Source organism: Streptomyces sp. NPDC086766 (assembly GCF_044746005.1).
Lineage (GTDB): Bacteria > Actinomycetota > Actinomycetes > Streptomycetales > Streptomycetaceae > Streptomyces.
Genome location: NZ_JBIVBI010000025.1, coordinates 43,815 through 58,197 on the forward strand (window position 1 = coordinate 43,815; position 14,383 = coordinate 58,197).

The 14,383-nt window shown below is 69.6% G+C and carries 13 protein-coding genes and 1 tRNA gene; 5 read left to right on the plus strand and 9 right to left on the minus strand.

Translation table 11 applies throughout. The annotated features are described in order from the left end of the window. Position 1 precedes the first annotated feature (1 nt). From ACIPM1_RS31095 to purM, 3 genes are all read left to right on the plus strand, one after another. Positions 2-568, plus strand: coding sequence for an META domain-containing protein (locus ACIPM1_RS31095; RefSeq protein ID WP_402440314.1), 567 nt, complete (start codon positions 2-4; stop codon positions 566-568). 61 nt (positions 569-629) lie between these two features. After that, a complete protein-coding gene (gene purF, locus ACIPM1_RS31100; RefSeq protein WP_402440316.1) occupies positions 630-2,159 on the plus strand; it encodes an amidophosphoribosyltransferase in 1,530 nt (509 codons plus the stop codon). 33 nt (positions 2,160-2,192) lie between these two features. Continuing rightward, positions 2,193-3,260, plus strand: a complete 1,068-nt coding sequence (gene purM / locus ACIPM1_RS31105; protein ID WP_402440318.1) for a phosphoribosylformylglycinamidine cyclo-ligase — start codon at positions 2,193-2,195, stop codon at positions 3,258-3,260. Between the two features lie 66 nt (positions 3,261-3,326). On the opposite strand, the gene ACIPM1_RS31110 is transcribed toward purM, so the two are convergent. Then, a complete protein-coding gene (locus ACIPM1_RS31110; RefSeq protein WP_356192239.1) occupies positions 3,327-3,578 on the minus strand; it encodes a DUF3073 domain-containing protein in 252 nt (83 codons plus the stop codon). Between the two features lie 318 nt (positions 3,579-3,896). Continuing rightward, positions 3,897-4,997 (minus strand): Glu/Leu/Phe/Val dehydrogenase dimerization domain-containing protein, encoded by a 1,101-nt coding sequence (locus ACIPM1_RS31115; RefSeq protein WP_356192241.1) that lies wholly within the window; start codon positions 4,995-4,997, stop codon positions 3,897-3,899. 233 nt (positions 4,998-5,230) lie between these two features. Between ACIPM1_RS31115 and ACIPM1_RS31120 the strand changes: the two genes are divergently transcribed. Next, a complete protein-coding gene (locus tag ACIPM1_RS31120; protein ID WP_402440321.1) occupies positions 5,231-6,082 on the plus strand; it encodes a hypothetical protein in 852 nt (283 codons plus the stop codon). A gap of 533 nt (positions 6,083-6,615) precedes the next feature. Continuing rightward, positions 6,616-6,822 (plus strand): developmental transcriptional regulator BldC, encoded by a 207-nt coding sequence (gene bldC, locus ACIPM1_RS31125; RefSeq protein ID WP_003949541.1) that lies wholly within the window; start codon positions 6,616-6,618, stop codon positions 6,820-6,822. Positions 6,823-7,287: 465 nt separating this feature from the next. On the opposite strand, the gene ACIPM1_RS31130 is transcribed toward bldC, so the two are convergent. From ACIPM1_RS31130 to ACIPM1_RS31160, 7 genes are all read right to left on the minus strand, one after another. Next, positions 7,288-7,509, minus strand: a complete 222-nt coding sequence (locus tag ACIPM1_RS31130) for a DUF6274 family protein (RefSeq protein WP_402440322.1) — start codon at positions 7,507-7,509, stop codon at positions 7,288-7,290. A gap of 235 nt (positions 7,510-7,744) precedes the next feature. Beyond that, positions 7,745-7,819 (minus strand) — tRNA-Asp (locus ACIPM1_RS31135). Between the two features lie 93 nt (positions 7,820-7,912). Further along, positions 7,913-11,890 (minus strand): ATP-dependent RNA helicase HrpA, encoded by a 3,978-nt coding sequence (hrpA, locus tag ACIPM1_RS31140; protein ID WP_402440324.1) that lies wholly within the window; start codon positions 11,888-11,890, stop codon positions 7,913-7,915. Between the two features lie 150 nt (positions 11,891-12,040). Continuing rightward, positions 12,041-12,340 (minus strand): hypothetical protein, encoded by a 300-nt coding sequence (locus tag ACIPM1_RS31145; protein ID WP_402440326.1) that lies wholly within the window; start codon positions 12,338-12,340, stop codon positions 12,041-12,043. 143 nt (positions 12,341-12,483) lie between these two features. Then, the gene (locus tag ACIPM1_RS31150; protein ID WP_402440328.1) at positions 12,484-12,864 is read right to left on the minus strand and encodes a hypothetical protein; all 381 of its coding nucleotides are present in this window, start codon (positions 12,862-12,864) and stop codon (positions 12,484-12,486) included. A 278-nt stretch (positions 12,865-13,142) separates the two neighbouring features. Next, on the minus strand, positions 13,143-13,451 hold the full coding sequence (locus tag ACIPM1_RS31155; protein ID WP_402440330.1) for a hypothetical protein: 309 nt from the start codon (positions 13,449-13,451) through the stop codon (positions 13,143-13,145). Positions 13,452-13,618: 167 nt separating this feature from the next. Beyond that, on the minus strand, positions 13,619-14,275 hold the full coding sequence (locus ACIPM1_RS31160) for a hypothetical protein (protein ID WP_402440332.1): 657 nt from the start codon (positions 14,273-14,275) through the stop codon (positions 13,619-13,621). Positions 14,276-14,383: the final 108 nt, after the last annotated feature.

Here is a 14,383-nt window from a genome sequence, read left to right on the forward strand (position 1 = left end):
TATGGACACTCAGCGACTGACCCTCGCCGTCCTGACCGTGCTGCCCCTCGCGGTGGCCTGCGGCAGCGGGACGGGCGGCGCCGGGCCCGGCGGCGACTCCGCGGCCCCGGACGTGAAGGCCGTGACCGGCGTGCACCTGAGCGCCGACGACCTCACCGGTGAACGGCTCACGCGCACCACCGCGGACGGTGACCGGGCGTCCCACGCCCGGGAGCAGGACGCCCCCCTCCGCAGCACCCGCTGGAACGTCACGGCACTGGGCGCCGGCCACGCGGTGGTCTCCCCGCCCCAGGGCGCCCGGGCGTACCTCGTCCTCGGCCGCGCCTCCGGCAAGGTCACCGGCAGCCTCGGCTGCAACCGCGTCACCGCCGGGGCCACGGTCCGCGGCGGACGTATCGCCCTGGGGCGCGCGTCCACCACCCGAATGATGTGCGACGCCTCACTCATGGACGTCGAGAAGCGGCTGCTGCGGCTCTTCGACTCCACCGTGAGCTGGCGCATCGATCACCGCACCCTGACGCTGACCAGCGAAAACGGCGTGCGCGTCACGGCCGTGGCGGCCCAGTGATCCACAACGGCCGCGCATCCCCAATTCGGACCAGTGGTCGACCTCGCCTACACTCGGTGCCGTGCCACGTGGTGACGGTCGACTCAATCACGATCTGCTCCCCGGCGAGAAAGGCCCCCAGGACGCGTGTGGCGTCTTCGGTGTCTGGGCTCCGGGCGAAGAGGTCGCAAAGCTCACGTACTTCGGGCTCTACGCCCTCCAGCATCGGGGCCAGGAATCCGCGGGAATCGCGGTCAGCAACGGCTCCCAGATCCTCGTCTTCAAGGACATGGGCCTCGTCTCCCAGGTCTTCGACGAGACCTCGCTCGGTTCGCTCCAGGGTCACATCGCGGTCGGACACGCCCGCTACTCGACCACCGGCGCCTCCGTGTGGGAGAACGCCCAGCCGACGTTCCGCGCCACCGCGCACGGTTCGATCGCGCTCGGCCACAACGGCAACCTGGTCAACACCGCCCAGCTCGCCGAGATGGTCGCCGGCCTGCCGAAGGACACCAACGGGCGTTCCACCCGCGTCGCCGCGACCAACGACACCGATCTGCTGACGGCGCTGCTCGCGGCCCAGGTGGACGAGGACGGCAAGCCGCTGACCATCGAGGAGGCCGCGCACACCGTCCTCCCGCAGGTCAAGGGTGCCTTCAGCCTCGTCTTCATGGACGAGCACACCCTCTACGCCGCCCGTGACCCGCAGGGCATCCGCCCGCTGGTCCTCGGCCGCCTGGAGCGCGGCTGGGTCGTCGCCTCCGAGTCCGCCGCCCTCGACATCTGCGGCGCGAGCTTCGTCCGCGAGATCGAGCCGGGCGAGTTCGTGGCGATCGACGAGAACGGTCTGCGCACCTCCCGGTTCGCGGAAGCGAAGCCCAAGGGCTGCGTCTTCGAGTACGTGTACCTGGCCCGCCCGGACACCGACATCGCCGGCCGCAACGTCTACCTCTCCCGCGTCGAGATGGGCCGCCGCCTCGCCAAGGAGGCCCCCGCCGAGGCCGACCTGGTGATAGCGACCCCGGAGTCCGGCACCCCGGCCGCCATCGGCTACGCGGAGGCCAGCGGCATCCCCTTCGGCTCCGGCCTGGTGAAGAACGCCTACGTCGGGCGCACCTTCATCCAGCCCTCGCAGACCATCCGCCAGCTCGGCATCCGCCTGAAGCTGAACCCGCTGCGGGAGGTCATCAAGGGCAAGCGCCTGGTGGTCGTGGACGACTCGATCGTCCGCGGCAACACCCAGCGCGCCCTGGTCCGGATGCTCCGTGAGGCGGGCGCCGCCGAGGTCCACATCCGGATCTCCTCGCCGCCGGTGAAGTGGCCCTGCTTCTTCGGCATCGACTTCGCCACCCGCGCCGAGCTCATCGCCAACGGCATGACCATCGACGAGATCGGCACCTCGCTGGGCGCCGACTCCCTGGCGTACATCTCCATCGACGGCATGATCGAGGCGACCACCATCGCCAAGCCGAACCTGTGCCGCGCCTGCTTCGACGGCGAGTACCCGATGGAGCTCCCGGACCCCGAACTGCTGGGCAAGCAGCTGCTGGAGACCGAGCTGGCCGCCGGGCCCGCCGCCACGGCCGCCGCCGACGCGATCCGTCGCCCGTAACACCTGCCGTACGACACGAAAGTTCTCATCGTCATGTCTGAGACAACCGGTGCCAGCTACGCAGCCGCGGGCGTCGACATCGAGGCGGGCGACCGCGCCGTCGAGCTGATGAAGGAGTGGGTGAAGAAGACGCAGCGCCCCGAGGTCCTCGGCGGCCTCGGCGGCTTCGCCGGCCTCTTCGACGCCTCCGCCCTCAAGCGCTACGAGCGTCCCCTGCTCGCCTCCGCCACGGACGGCGTCGGCACCAAGGTCGACATCGCGCGGCAGATGGGCGTCTACGACACCATCGGCCACGACCTGGTCGCCATGGTCATGGACGACATCGTGGTGTGCGGTGCCGAGCCGCTGTTCATGACCGACTACATCTGCGTCGGCAAGGTCCACCCCGAGCGGGTCGCCGCCATCGTCAAGGGCATCGCGGAGGGCTGTGTGCTGGCCGGCTGCGCCCTCGTGGGCGGCGAGACGGCCGAGCACCCGGGCCTGCTCGGTGCGGACGACTTCGACGTCGCCGGCGCCGGTACGGGCGTCGTGGAGGCCGACCGGCTGCTCGGCGCCGATCGCATCCGTACGGGTGACGCGGTGATCGCCATGGCGGCCTCCGGTCTTCACTCCAACGGGTACTCCCTGGTCCGGCACGTCCTGCTGGACCGCGCCGGGCTGGCGCTCGACGCGCGGATCGAGGAGTTCGGCCGCACGCTCGGCGAGGAGCTCCTGGAGCCCACCAAGATCTACTCGCTGGACTGCCTGGCGCTGACCCGCACCACCGACGTGCACGCCTTCAGCCACATCACCGGCGGAGGACTCGCCGCCAACCTGGCCCGGGTGATCCCGGACGGGCTGCACGCCGTGGTCGACCGCTCCACCTGGACCCCGGCCCCCGTCTTCGACCTGGTCGGCAGGACCGGCGACGTCGAGCGGCTGGAGCTGGAGAAGACCCTGAACATGGGCGTCGGCATGATCGCGATCGTGCCCGAGGAGTCGGTGGACGTGGCGCTCGCCACCCTGGCCGACCGCGGGGTCGACGCCTGGGTGGCCGGTGAGATCACGGACCGGGGCGAGCACACCACCGGGGCGGACCTGGTCGGGGACTACGCCGGCTGACCGGCCGCGGACAGCACAGAACCCGGTCCGTGGAATCCCACGGACCGGGCAATGGTCAGTGCAAGGTCAAGCGCCGCGGCGACGCTGGTGCGGGGACTGCTCGTCCTCGTCCTCATCGTCGTCGTCGTACAGGTCGGCGTACCGGCTGTACAGCTCGTCGTCCTGCTCATCGTCCTCGAACGGTTCGCCGTTCGGCGATGCGTTCGATGTCGATGCGCCCAGCTCCTCGGCCAGGCGTGAGAGATCCGTCCCACCGCTGTTGTACTTCAGCTGGCGGGCGACCTTCGTCTGCTTGGCCTTGGCCCGGCCGCGCCCCATGGCTCGACCCCCTCAACGACGGGGCTCGACGGCCCCAGAGTCTTGACACGCGTTCATGATCCGGAACGGGCTCTCCGTGGAGAGACCGGTCCGTAGGGCTTCCACGGTACCTGAGCCCGCGGCCATACGGTACGTCGCCCGCAGGACGCGCGTGTGCGCAGAACCATTGAGGCGCCCCGTCCTCGCTGGTCAGTGGCGATTTTAACCACTTATCGGCGGGCGACCCGCCGGGGGAAGTGAGAGTTCTCTCCAACTGCCCACCGGCAGGTACCGCTCAAACGTCGGACGTCCGGGACTTCAGGGTGTGTGTCCCGGGTGTCAGCGGGCGCCCGCGGCCCGTGCCTCCGCCATCCGCTGCTCGGCGATCCGGTCGGCCGCGGCAGCCGGCGGAATCCCGTCTTCCTTCGCACGAGCGAATATGGCCAGCGTGGTGTCGAAGATGCGCGCGGCCTTCGCCCGGCACCGCTCGAAGTCGAAGCCGTGCAGCTCGTCGGCGACCTGGATGACGCCGCCCGCGTTCACCACGTAGTCCGGCGCGTAGAGGATGCCGCGGTCGGCGAGGTCCTTCTCCACGCCCGGGTGGGCGAGCTGGTTGTTGGCCGCGCCGCACACCACCCGCGCGGTCAGCACCGGCACGGAGTCGTCGTTCAGGGCGCCGCCCAGCGCGCAGGGGGCGTAGATGTCGAGCCCCTCCAACCGGATCAGCGCCTCGGTGTCCGCGACCACGCGGACGGACGGGTGCTCGGCCACGATGCGCGCGACGGCCTCCTCGCGCACGTCCGTGACCACGACCTCGGCGCCCTCGTCCAGCAGGTGCCGCACGAGGTGGTGCCCGACCTTGCCGACGCCGGCGACGCCGACCGTGCGGCCGCGCAGCGAGGGGTCGCCCCACAGGTGCTGGGCGGACGCCCGCATGCCCTGGTAGACGCCGAAGGCGGTGAGCACGGAGGAGTCGCCCGCGCCGCCGTTCTCCGGGGAACGCCCGGTGGTCCAGCGGCACTCGCGCGCCACGACGTCCATGTCGGCGACGTAGGTGCCGACGTCGCAGGCGGTGACGTAGCGCCCGCCGAGCGAGGCCACCATGCGCCCGTAGGCGAGCAGCAGCTCCTCGGTCTTGTCCCGCTCCGGGTCCCCGATGATCACGGCCTTGCCGCCGCCGTGGTCGAGCCCGGCCATGGCGTTCTTGTACGACATGCCGCGGGCGAGGTTCAGCGCGTCGGCGACGGCCTCCGCCTCGGACGCGTAGGGGTAGAAGCGCGTACCGCCGAGCGCGGGGCCCAGGGCGGTGGAGTGGATGGCGATGACGGCCTTCAGACCGCTGGCACGGTCCTGGCAGAGCACGACTTGCTCATGACCCCCCTGCTCCGAGCGGAACAGGGTGTGCAGTACATCAGCAGGCGCGCCGGTTACGTCGGTCACGGTGGTGACTCCCGGGTACATAGCGGCGAGTGGGGAGGGCCTCCGTAAGGGTGGCGGGGGCCGTGGCATGAGCGTAGAGCCTGACCCCGCCCGCCATGGGCGCAGTGGTCCGGATCACCCTCCCCCGGAGTACGTTCCCGTCCGGACGTGGGACGATTTGCAGTGGTTTTCCGTGTGGCCCGGTGCCGGGCCGCGACGGGTTTCGGGTCTGGTCCGATGGGGAGGGAGCAGGCGTGCCCAAGGTGTCCTCGGTGGTCGTCCCCTACGCGACCTATCTGCGCGTCTACGAGCCGCTGGCCGCCTTCCCGGAGCCGGAGCGCAGCCACTGGGCCCGCTACGCGCGCCGCCCGGACCGCCCCTCCTACCAGGACGAACTGCGCCGCTCGCTGGCGGACCTGCTGCCCACCCCGCCGGTCCCGGTGCCGGTGCACGAGAGCCCGGACGCGTTCGTGGCCGACGTCGACGGCGTGGTCCGCGTCTGCCCCTGGCGCACCCGGCTGCGCGGCTGGCAGGCGCTGGGCGAGCTCGCCGAGGAGCTCCCGGCGGTGGTCCAGGACGCGGTGCTCCCCCCGGTCGTCCGGCGCCAGGCCGCCCAGGACTACGAGCGCTGGCTGGCCGGCAACCCCGACGCCCGGCCGTGGATCCGCACGGCGACCTGGCAGGTGCCGCTGAACTGGTTCGTGCTGGTCTCCGACGAGGAGCGGGAGTACGTCAAGGGCACAGGCGACTCCGGGGACGAGACGCCGGCGCTGCGCTACCGGACGCCCATGGTGCAGGCCCGGCGCCGGGTCGCGCGGGCACTGCGGACACTCAAGGAGACCGTCGACGAGGGACCGCTGATCGACGGCCTGGTGGACGTCGGGCGATGGCTGGAGGAATTCCATCCGCGCTCGCTGGTCGAGCTCGACTACGGCGGGCTGGTGCACGTGCTGCCGGCCGGCGAGCTGGAGGGTGATCACTCGGCGGCGGACGTGGCCGAGGGCATCGAGGCGCTGCGCCGGGGCGACGGGGCCGCCGCGGGGGAGGCGTACGCGCGGCTGGTGGAGCGGTGGCGGTCGGTGCGCGACCGGCGCTCCGCGAACTGACATCACAGCAGGTGTGACGTGGATCACGGACTAAACCGTTTCGAACAGCGTACGGTCATGGGCATTTCGGGGAACTGACGGGATGTAGACCCCGATCCGGGCTTTTGTCCCCAAGGGTGACGGACGGCACTTACCCGGCCCTTGCGCCGCTTGCCTCTCCTCATGCCAAAATAGGACAAGGAGTCCGGGGAGGACTCCGTCCGCCCTGATGTGCTCCACTATGGGCGGAATCTCAGCATTGCACGCTTTGGGGGGTCTGGTGACTCCTGATCGCCCTGTGACTGATCGTCACAGCGGCGTGACTGTCCGCTATGGCATGGTCCATCGGCTTCCGTCGGTGATGAACACCTGGGAGGGCAATTCCATCGGTTTGGCCGACGCGGCTGGACAGATGGTGTAGTTGTAGTGCCGAGGACAAGCCGTTCGTCCTATAACCGACTCGACTCGCGTCCGCCATTTCGGGCAACGCGGGTCAAGGTGCAGAATTTAGAGGAAAGAACCGAGAAGGTTCGGTTCTCCCGAGGAGGCCGCTCATGACCGCTCGCACCCCTGATGCCGAGCCGCTGCTGACCCCGGCTGAGGTCGCCACCATGTTCCGCGTCGACCCCAAGACGGTCACGCGCTGGGCGAAGGCCGGCAAGCTCACGTCGATCCGCACGCTCGGCGGGCACCGCCGCTACCGCGAAGCCGAGGTCCGCGCTCTGCTCGCGGGCATCCCGCAGCAGCGCAGCGAGGCCTGAACAACCGAATAACCCCGGGTCGTCCGGCTGGCCCCCATCCCGCCGAACCGCCCGGAACCCACAGCTCCAAGCGACGCGGGTCCTGCCCCAACAGGCCCCACGCCCAAGCCGATCAGAGCTCCACAGGCATGTGAACAAGGGTGCGTCGTCGATCGCGCTGGACTCCGCCGGGTCCAGCGCGATCTTTTTTGTGCGCTGTCCGACGGTCCGTGACCGCTCGGTGAGCGGGCTTGTCGGAGTCTGGGGAGCGGTGTGGGGTCACCTGCGGAGCGGGTCGGCGGCCAGTGCAATTGCACATATTAAATTGACCCGTTGTAGGAGAGGGGTAAGTACCGCGGTTTCAGAAACTCATGCGGTGACTCCCGTCACACCTCGGGCGGCTTGTTGCTCCCGCCCCGCGTGCGCTAAAGAGGGTCGCCGTTCCCATCGCCCCATCGTGCGGCGGGAGTTCGGGACCGGACGCGCTCACGCGGTGGACGAGGTCTCGTTCTGGACCGCCTCGTTCTGGACCGTCGCGGCCGGGACCGTCGCGGCCGGTACCGCCTCGGCCGGCGGGGCGCCGTCCCACGCCTGGCGCAGCAACAGGTGGCAGACCGGGCAGTGGCGGGTGAGGTGGCGGTGCGACGAGGCGGCTGCGAGGTGCGCACGGAGCAGCGCCCGTGTCCTGTGCCTGGCCGATGCCGCCATACGCCACCTCCGGCGGGCCGTAAGGGAACGGGGCCCTGTCCTCTGGGTACCGGCGGAATGTGACGCCGTCAAGACGGCGTGAGGGCGCCAGGGGGAGTCGGGAGGGTGTCGGAGCGGCGGGAGGACGCCGACAGGCGCCGGGGGGAGCGGCAGGGGGCGCCGGTGGGCGTCGGCAGGGTGCCGCGGACGCGAGGAAGGCCCGCGTCCCCCCGAGGGATGCGGGCCTTCCTTACTGCGGTCCTGACGGGATTTGAACCCGCGGCCTCCACCTTGACAGGGTGGCGAGCACTCCAAACTGCTCCACAGGACCAGGTTTCGCTGCGCTTTCCTTGCGGTGCGCTGCGAGAAGGACTGTACAGGACGGCGGCCCGCCTGGTCGAACTCACCCTCCGTGCGCCAACGGTCACGGTGCGGCGGCGTCGATCGCCTTCACGATGCGCTTGTCGGAGACGGGGTACGCCGTGCCCAGCGCGTGGGCGAAGTAGCTGACCCGCAGCTCCTCGATCATCCAGCGGATGTCCCGCACCGACGACGGCACCGGGCGGCCCTGCGGCATCTGCTCCAGCAGCCAGGCGTACTCGTCCTGCATCTCCTGGACCTTCTCCATGCGGGTGGTGTCCCGCTGGACGTTCGTCGGCATCTGCTGGAGCCGGCGGTCCGCGGCGATCAGATAGCGCATCAGGTCCGGCAGCCGGCGCAGGCCCGCCGCGGTCACGAAGCCCGGTCCCACGAGCCGGTCCAGCTGTGCCCGTACGTCCGCCAGGTTCGGCAGCAGCGCGGGGCTCCGTACGGCCTTCAGGCGGCGCTCGCAGGCCTGCCAGGCGGCCAGCACCTGCTGCACCTGCCCGACCGTCCGCACGGTCACGTCGACGATCTCGGCCCGCACCTTGTCGTACAGCTTCCGGTACGACTCCTCGTCCCACACCGGTCCCCCGAAGTCCGCGATCAGCCTGTCGGCCGCGGCCGTCGCGCAGTCGTCGAACAGGGCCTGCATGGAGCCGTGGGGGTTCGCCGAGAGGGCGAGCTTCTGCTGGTTGGTGAGCTTTTCGGACGCGAACTTCGCGGGGTTCACCGGGATGTTGCGCAGGATCAGCCGCCGGGTGCCCTTCCACATGGCCTCGGCCTGTTCCGCCTCGGTGTCGAAGAGGCGTACGGAGACCGTGTCGCCGTCGTCGACGAGAGCGGGGTACGCCTTCACCGGCTGGCCGGCCCGGCGGGTCTCGAAGACGCGGGTGAGCGTGCCGATGCTCCAGTCGGTCAGGCCCCTGCGTTCCAGCGACTCGCCGCCCTGCCGGACGGCCGTCGCGGCGGCGGCCTGGGACAGGGCCTGGCGCGCCTTCGGCTTCAGGCGGAGCTTGAGGGACTCCAGGTCCTTGTCCTCGGCCAGCTTGCGCCGCCGCTCGTCGACGATCCTGAAAGTGATCTTCAGATGGTCGGGGACCTTCGCCCAGTCGAAGTCGTCGGCCTCGAAGGGGACGCCGACCATGCGCTTCAGCTCGCGGGCCATGGTCGTGACGAGCGGTTCCTGGAGCGGCTCCGCCTTGTCCAGGAACGCCTTCGCGTAGTTCGGCGCGGGCACGTAGTTGCGGCGGATCGGCTTGGGCAGGGAGCGGATCAGCTCGGTGACCAGCTCCTCGCGCAGGCCGGGGATCTGCCAGTCGAAGCCCTCGCCGGTGACCTGGTTGAGCACCTGGAGCGGGATGTGGACGGTGACGCCGTCGGCGTCCGCGCCCGGCTCGAACTGGTACGTGACCCGGAACTTCAGGCCGCCCTGGCGCCAGGAGTCCGGGTAGTCGGCCTTGGTGACCGCCTCCGCCGACTCCCGGATGAGCATCTCCCGCTCGAAGTCCAGGAAGTCGGGCTGCTCGTGCCGCTTCCGCTTCCACCAGGAGTCGAAGTGCGCGCCGGAGACGACGTGTTCGGGAACCCGCTGGTCGTAGAAGTCGAAGAGGGTCTCGTCGTCGACCAGGATGTTCCGGCGCCGGGCGCGGTGCTCCAGCTCCTCGACCTCGGTCAGCAGCCTGCGGTTGTCGGCGAAGAACTTGTGGTGCGTGCGCCAGTCGCCCTCGACCAGGGCGTTGCGGATGAACAGCTCCCGGCTGACCTCCGGGTCGATCCGCCCGTAGTTGATCTTGCGCTGGGCGACGATCGGGACGCCGTACAGCGTGACCTTCTCGTACGCCATCACCGCGGCCTGGTCCTTCTCCCAGTGCGGCTCGCTGTAGATCCGCTTCACCAGGTGGCCGGCGAGCGGCTCGACCCACTCGGGCTCGATCTTCGCGTTGACCCGGGCCCACAGGCGGGAGGTCTCGACGAGTTCGGCGGACATCACGAAGCGCGGGGGCTTCTTGAACAGGGCCGAGCCCGGGAAGATCGCGAACTTGGCGTTGCGGGCGCCCACGTACTCGTTGCGGCCGCCGTCCCTGCGGGCGCCCGGGCCGGAGTCCTTGGACTCCTTCACGTCCTTCATGCCGATGTGCGAGAGCAGACCGGCGAGGAGGGAGACGTGGACGCGGTCGTCGGGGGCGTCCTCGTCGTTGAGGTGGATGCCCATCTGCTTGGCGACCGTGCGCAGCTGCGTGTAGATGTCCTGCCACTCGCGGATGCGCAGGAAGTTGAGGAACTCCTGCTTGCACATCCGGCGGAAGGAGGAGGAGCCGCGCTCCTTCTGCTGCTCGCGGACGTACCGCCAGAGGTTGAGGAAGGCGAGGAAGTCGCTGGTCTCGTCCCGGAAGCGGGCGTGCTGCTGGTCCGCCTGGGCCTGCTTGTCGGCGGGGCGCTCGCGCGGGTCCTGGATGGACAGCGCGGCGGCGATGACCATGACCTCGCGCACGCAGCCGTTCCGGTCCGCCTCCAGGACCATGCGGGCCAGACGCGGGTCGACGGGCAGCTGGGCGAGCTTGCGGCCGGTCTGCGTCAGCCGCTTGCGCGGGTCCTTCTGGGCCGGGTCGAGGGCGCCCAGTTCCTGGAGCAGCTGGACGCCGTCGCGGATGTTGCGGTGGTCCGGCGGGTCGATGAAGGGGAACTTCTCGATGTCGCCGAGGCCGGCCGCGGTCATCTGCAGGATGACGGAGGCGAGGTTGGTGCGCAGGATCTCGGCGTCGGTGAACTCCGGCCGCGCGACGAAGTCGTCCTCGCTGTACAGGCGGATGCAGATGCCGTCGGACGTGCGGCCGCAGCGACCCTTGCGCTGGTTGGCGCTGGCCTGCGAGATCGGCTCGATGGGCAGCCGCTGGACCTTGGTGCGGTGGCTGTAGCGGGAGATGCGGGCGAAGCCGGGGTCGACGACGTACTTGATGCCGGGGACCGTGAGGGAGGTCTCGGCGACGTTGGTGGCCAGCACGATCCGGCGTCCGGTGTGCGGCTGGAAGACGCGGTGCTGCTCGGCGTGCGAGAGCCGCGCGTACAGCGGCAGGACCTCGGTGAACCGGTACTTCTTCTTCAGCAGCGCGTCCGCCGTGTCCCGGATCTCGCGCTCACCGGAGAGGAAGACCAGGATGTCGCCCTGCCCCTCGGCCATCAGCTCCTCGACGGCGTCGGTGATCGCGGTGATCTGATCGCGGTCGGCGTCGTCGGAGTCCTCCTCGAGCAACGGCCGGTAGCGGACCTCCACGGGGTACGTCCGCCCGCTGACCTCGATGATCGGCGCGTCGTCGAAATGGCGGGAGAACCGCTCGGGGTCGATGGTGGCCGAGGTGATGACGACCTTGAGGTCGGGGCGCCGGGGCAGGAGCTGGGCGAGGTAGCCGAGCAGGAAGTCGATGTTGAGGGACCGCTCGTGGGCCTCGTCGATGATGATCGTGTCGTAGGCGCGCAGCTCGCGGTCGGTCTGGATCTCCGCGAGGAGGATGCCGTCCGTCATCAGCTTCACGAAGGTGCCGTCCGGGTCCACCTGGTCGGTGAAGCGGACCTTCCAGCCGACGGCCTCGCCGAGGGGAGTGGCCAGCTCCTCGGCCACGCGCTCGGCGACGGTGCGGGCGGCGATGCGGCGCGGCTGGGTGTGCCCGATCATGCCGCGGACGCCCCGGCCGAGTTCGAGGCAGATCTTGGGGATCTGGGTCGTCTTGCCGGAGCCTGTCTCGCCCGCCACGATCACGACCTGGTGGTCGCGGATGGCGTCGGCGATGACGTCCTTGCGCCGGCTGACCGGGAGCTGCTCGGGGTAGGTGACGGCGGGCACGCGGGCCCGCCGCTTGTCCATCCGCGCCTCGGCCGTGGTGATCTCGGCGTCGATCTCGGCGAGGACGGCGGCGTGGGCGTCCGGCTTGCGGATCTTGCGCGCGCCTTCGAGCCTGCGGCCGATCCGGTGCGCGTCGCGCAGCGAGAGCTCGGTCAGGCGGGGGGCGAGAGTGCCGAAGGCGGGGGCGGGATGCGTAGACATACGCCCCCCAGGATCTCATCCCGGGGAAATCGCGCGCCAACGATTTGACGCGGGCCCGTGACCAGGGCCGTCACGGGCGCACCCGCCGCCGGGCCCCGTCCGGGCCGGAGCCGCGTCCGCGGTGTGATCGGCCGGGCGGCCGGAGAGCTCCTAGGGAGCCGTCGGCGGCTGCTCGTGGCGTGCCGCCGGGCGGTCGCCCAGGGCGATGGAGCGCGCGGTGTTGGAGACGGCCTTGATGCCGAGGTAGGCGGTGGTCATGCTGCTCACCGCGGTGAAGGCGGCGGTCAGCACGCCGACGATCACCGCGCGGTCCCCGTCGAGGCGCCACACCCCGAAGACGGCGACGCCCGCGATCGCGAGATTGCTGAGGACCACGGCCAGCAGCCCGTACCTGGCCCGGTCCTTCTCCAGCTCGACGTCCCGAATGGCTCGTGCTTCGTCTCTGCTCATGGTGCCCCCCGGCTCTCTCGGCGCCACGCCGACCAGGCAGAACGTAGCGCCGTCCGGGAACACTGCCAAGCAGGGCGAAGGCCCCGTCCTGCCGGACGGGGCCTTCGGGCGTCGACCGCGACGCGAGGAGTCGGCGAGGGGGGTCAGCAGTGCCGCTGCCCCTGGCGGAACCCTGCCTTGAAGCCGTCCCTGAAGCCTCGCTGGTAGTCCCAGTTCGAGTACTTCTTGCCGTGGTGGAGGGCGGGGGCCCGCCGGTGGTCGTTCCAGTTGTCGTTCCAGTGGTTGTTCCAGTGGTCGTGCCGGTTGCAGTACCGCTGCGCCTGGCGCCACCCGGCCTTGAAGCCGTCCCGGAAGCCCCGCTGGTAGTCCTTGTTCGAATGTGGCGCCTTGACGGCGGCACCGACGTGCGTCGCGCTCGGTGCGGCAGAGGCGGCCTGCTCGAAGCCCACCGGGGCGAGGACGACCGCCGCGGCGATGAAGGCCGAACCCAGGACGCCTGCACGCTTCCTATGAGTCATGGGCATACTCGCCCCCTCTAGGTGATTTCGCGCTTTTCCTCAACTTTCACTCTAATCACCCGGATGGCGGCCGCAACTTTGGTCACTGATCATCGCCGTGAGCGCCCTGGAGCACGACTAAGCCCCTCTCCGGCAGTGCCGGAGAGGGGCTTGAGCCCTACTGAGGGCGATTGTGGCTGGGGCCGGGGTCGTGTCGGCCGCCCTTGGACGGCCCACAGACGGCCCAGCGCCGACCGTCACGAAATGGGTTCGGCAATCGGGGTGAGTGCCGAACCCCTTCCGGTTCACCGTCCGACGGTGAGTGCCCAGTGAACCTTAGGTGGGGCTGTCACGCTCACGGTGCCGTGATCGCGGGCGCGCTTCAGGGCGAGTTGGTTGAAGGTACTGCTGACCTCTCCATCCACGCATTCGAGGGCGAAGCTCAGCCCGACCGGTTCCACGGAGACGGTCAGGGTTCCCTTACCCTGGCAATTCACGAGGACTGACAGCGGCCCGGCCTTGATTCCGCCTCGGATCTCCAGCTCTCGATTGCCCGTGGCGTTCACGGCCTGCGCCACAACCTTCCCCTCGGGAAGCACCGGCGCTTTGGTCACAGTCTCCCCAGGAACGTTCTCAGCGCGCTCTGACGTCGGCGAGCTGGTCGGAGAGGTTGTGGACCGGGGCGGCGACGTATGAGGAGAAGGCGTGGCCCGGTCCTGATCGCTGGTGCAGCCCGCCAACGCAACCACCGCTGCGAGTCCCCCGGCGGCCGTCAATTTCCTCAGCTTTCCCACAAATACCACCCAACCCGGTAGGGGGAGTAGCTGACAACGGTCTTCTCGGGGGAGACCGTGCAATTCGTGTGAATCACGTAGCTGACCCCGGTGTGCTTGAGCCGGTAGACACCGTATTTGGCGTGCGTGGTCTTGTGGGGCGGGGTGTCCACGGCGATTTGGTTGCCGAGCTTGGCGGTGAGCTTCGCCGACACGGTGACGTTGAACTTGGCCTTGATCTTCACGAGCATCGTGTTGACCGACGTTTGCAGATCGCCGCTGACGGAGACACCTACCTCGCCCGTCACCTCAGAGGTGAAGGTCGACTTGGCGGTTCTGGAGGTGCCGTTGTAGTTCGCGTTCGTGGCCCCCACGCCCTGGTGGTACTGCTTGCCCTGCGACTTGGGCTTGTACACGAATTCAGTCTGACCGCAGTCTCGGCCGGCAGGTACTGCGTCGGGGTCCGGCTTGCCCGTGGGTTCATCGTTGACCGCGTCATCGGGAACATCGGTGACCTGTTCCTCGGGTTCCTGCGGCGGCGCGGTGTTGATCTCTACCGGGTTCTCTGTGGGGTTGGAGTCTGCATTCGCGGTCCCGCCTACTCCGAGGCAGAGCAGCAGTGCCGTGCTGGACGCGATGGCAGTTCGACGCATCCGTATACCCATGGGTTCCCCCTTGTTAGACGTCGTCTCATTTGGTGAGCCTGCGGTAACAGATGAGGCTGCAGGCGATGGCGGTGAAGGCCAGGAAGTGTTCGGCCTTGCGTTCGTAGC

Excerpts from the sequence above, each read along its gene's own strand:
- ACIPM1_RS31095 (WP_402440314.1), top strand. The coding sequence starts at position 2 with ATGGACACTCAGCGACTGACCCTCGCCGTCCTGACCGTGCTGCCCCTC.
- hrpA (WP_402440324.1), bottom strand. The coding sequence starts at position 11,890 with ATGTCTACGCATCCCGCCCCCGCCTTCGGCACTCTCGCCCCCCGCCTG.
- ACIPM1_RS31160 (WP_402440332.1), bottom strand. The coding sequence starts at position 14,275 with ATGGGTATACGGATGCGTCGAACTGCCATCGCGTCCAGCACGGCACTG.
- ACIPM1_RS31110 (WP_356192239.1), bottom strand. The coding sequence starts at position 3,578 with ATGGGGCGCGGCCGGGCCAAGGCCAAGCAGACGAAGGTCGCCCGCCAG.
- purM (WP_402440318.1), top strand. The coding sequence starts at position 2,193 with ATGTCTGAGACAACCGGTGCCAGCTACGCAGCCGCGGGCGTCGACATC.
- bldC (WP_003949541.1), top strand. The coding sequence starts at position 6,616 with ATGACCGCTCGCACCCCTGATGCCGAGCCGCTGCTGACCCCGGCTGAG.
- ACIPM1_RS31145 (WP_402440326.1), bottom strand. The coding sequence starts at position 12,340 with ATGAGCAGAGACGAAGCACGAGCCATTCGGGACGTCGAGCTGGAGAAG.
- ACIPM1_RS31130 (WP_402440322.1), bottom strand. The coding sequence starts at position 7,509 with ATGGCGGCATCGGCCAGGCACAGGACACGGGCGCTGCTCCGTGCGCAC.
- ACIPM1_RS31150 (WP_402440328.1), bottom strand. The coding sequence starts at position 12,864 with ATGCCCATGACTCATAGGAAGCGTGCAGGCGTCCTGGGTTCGGCCTTC.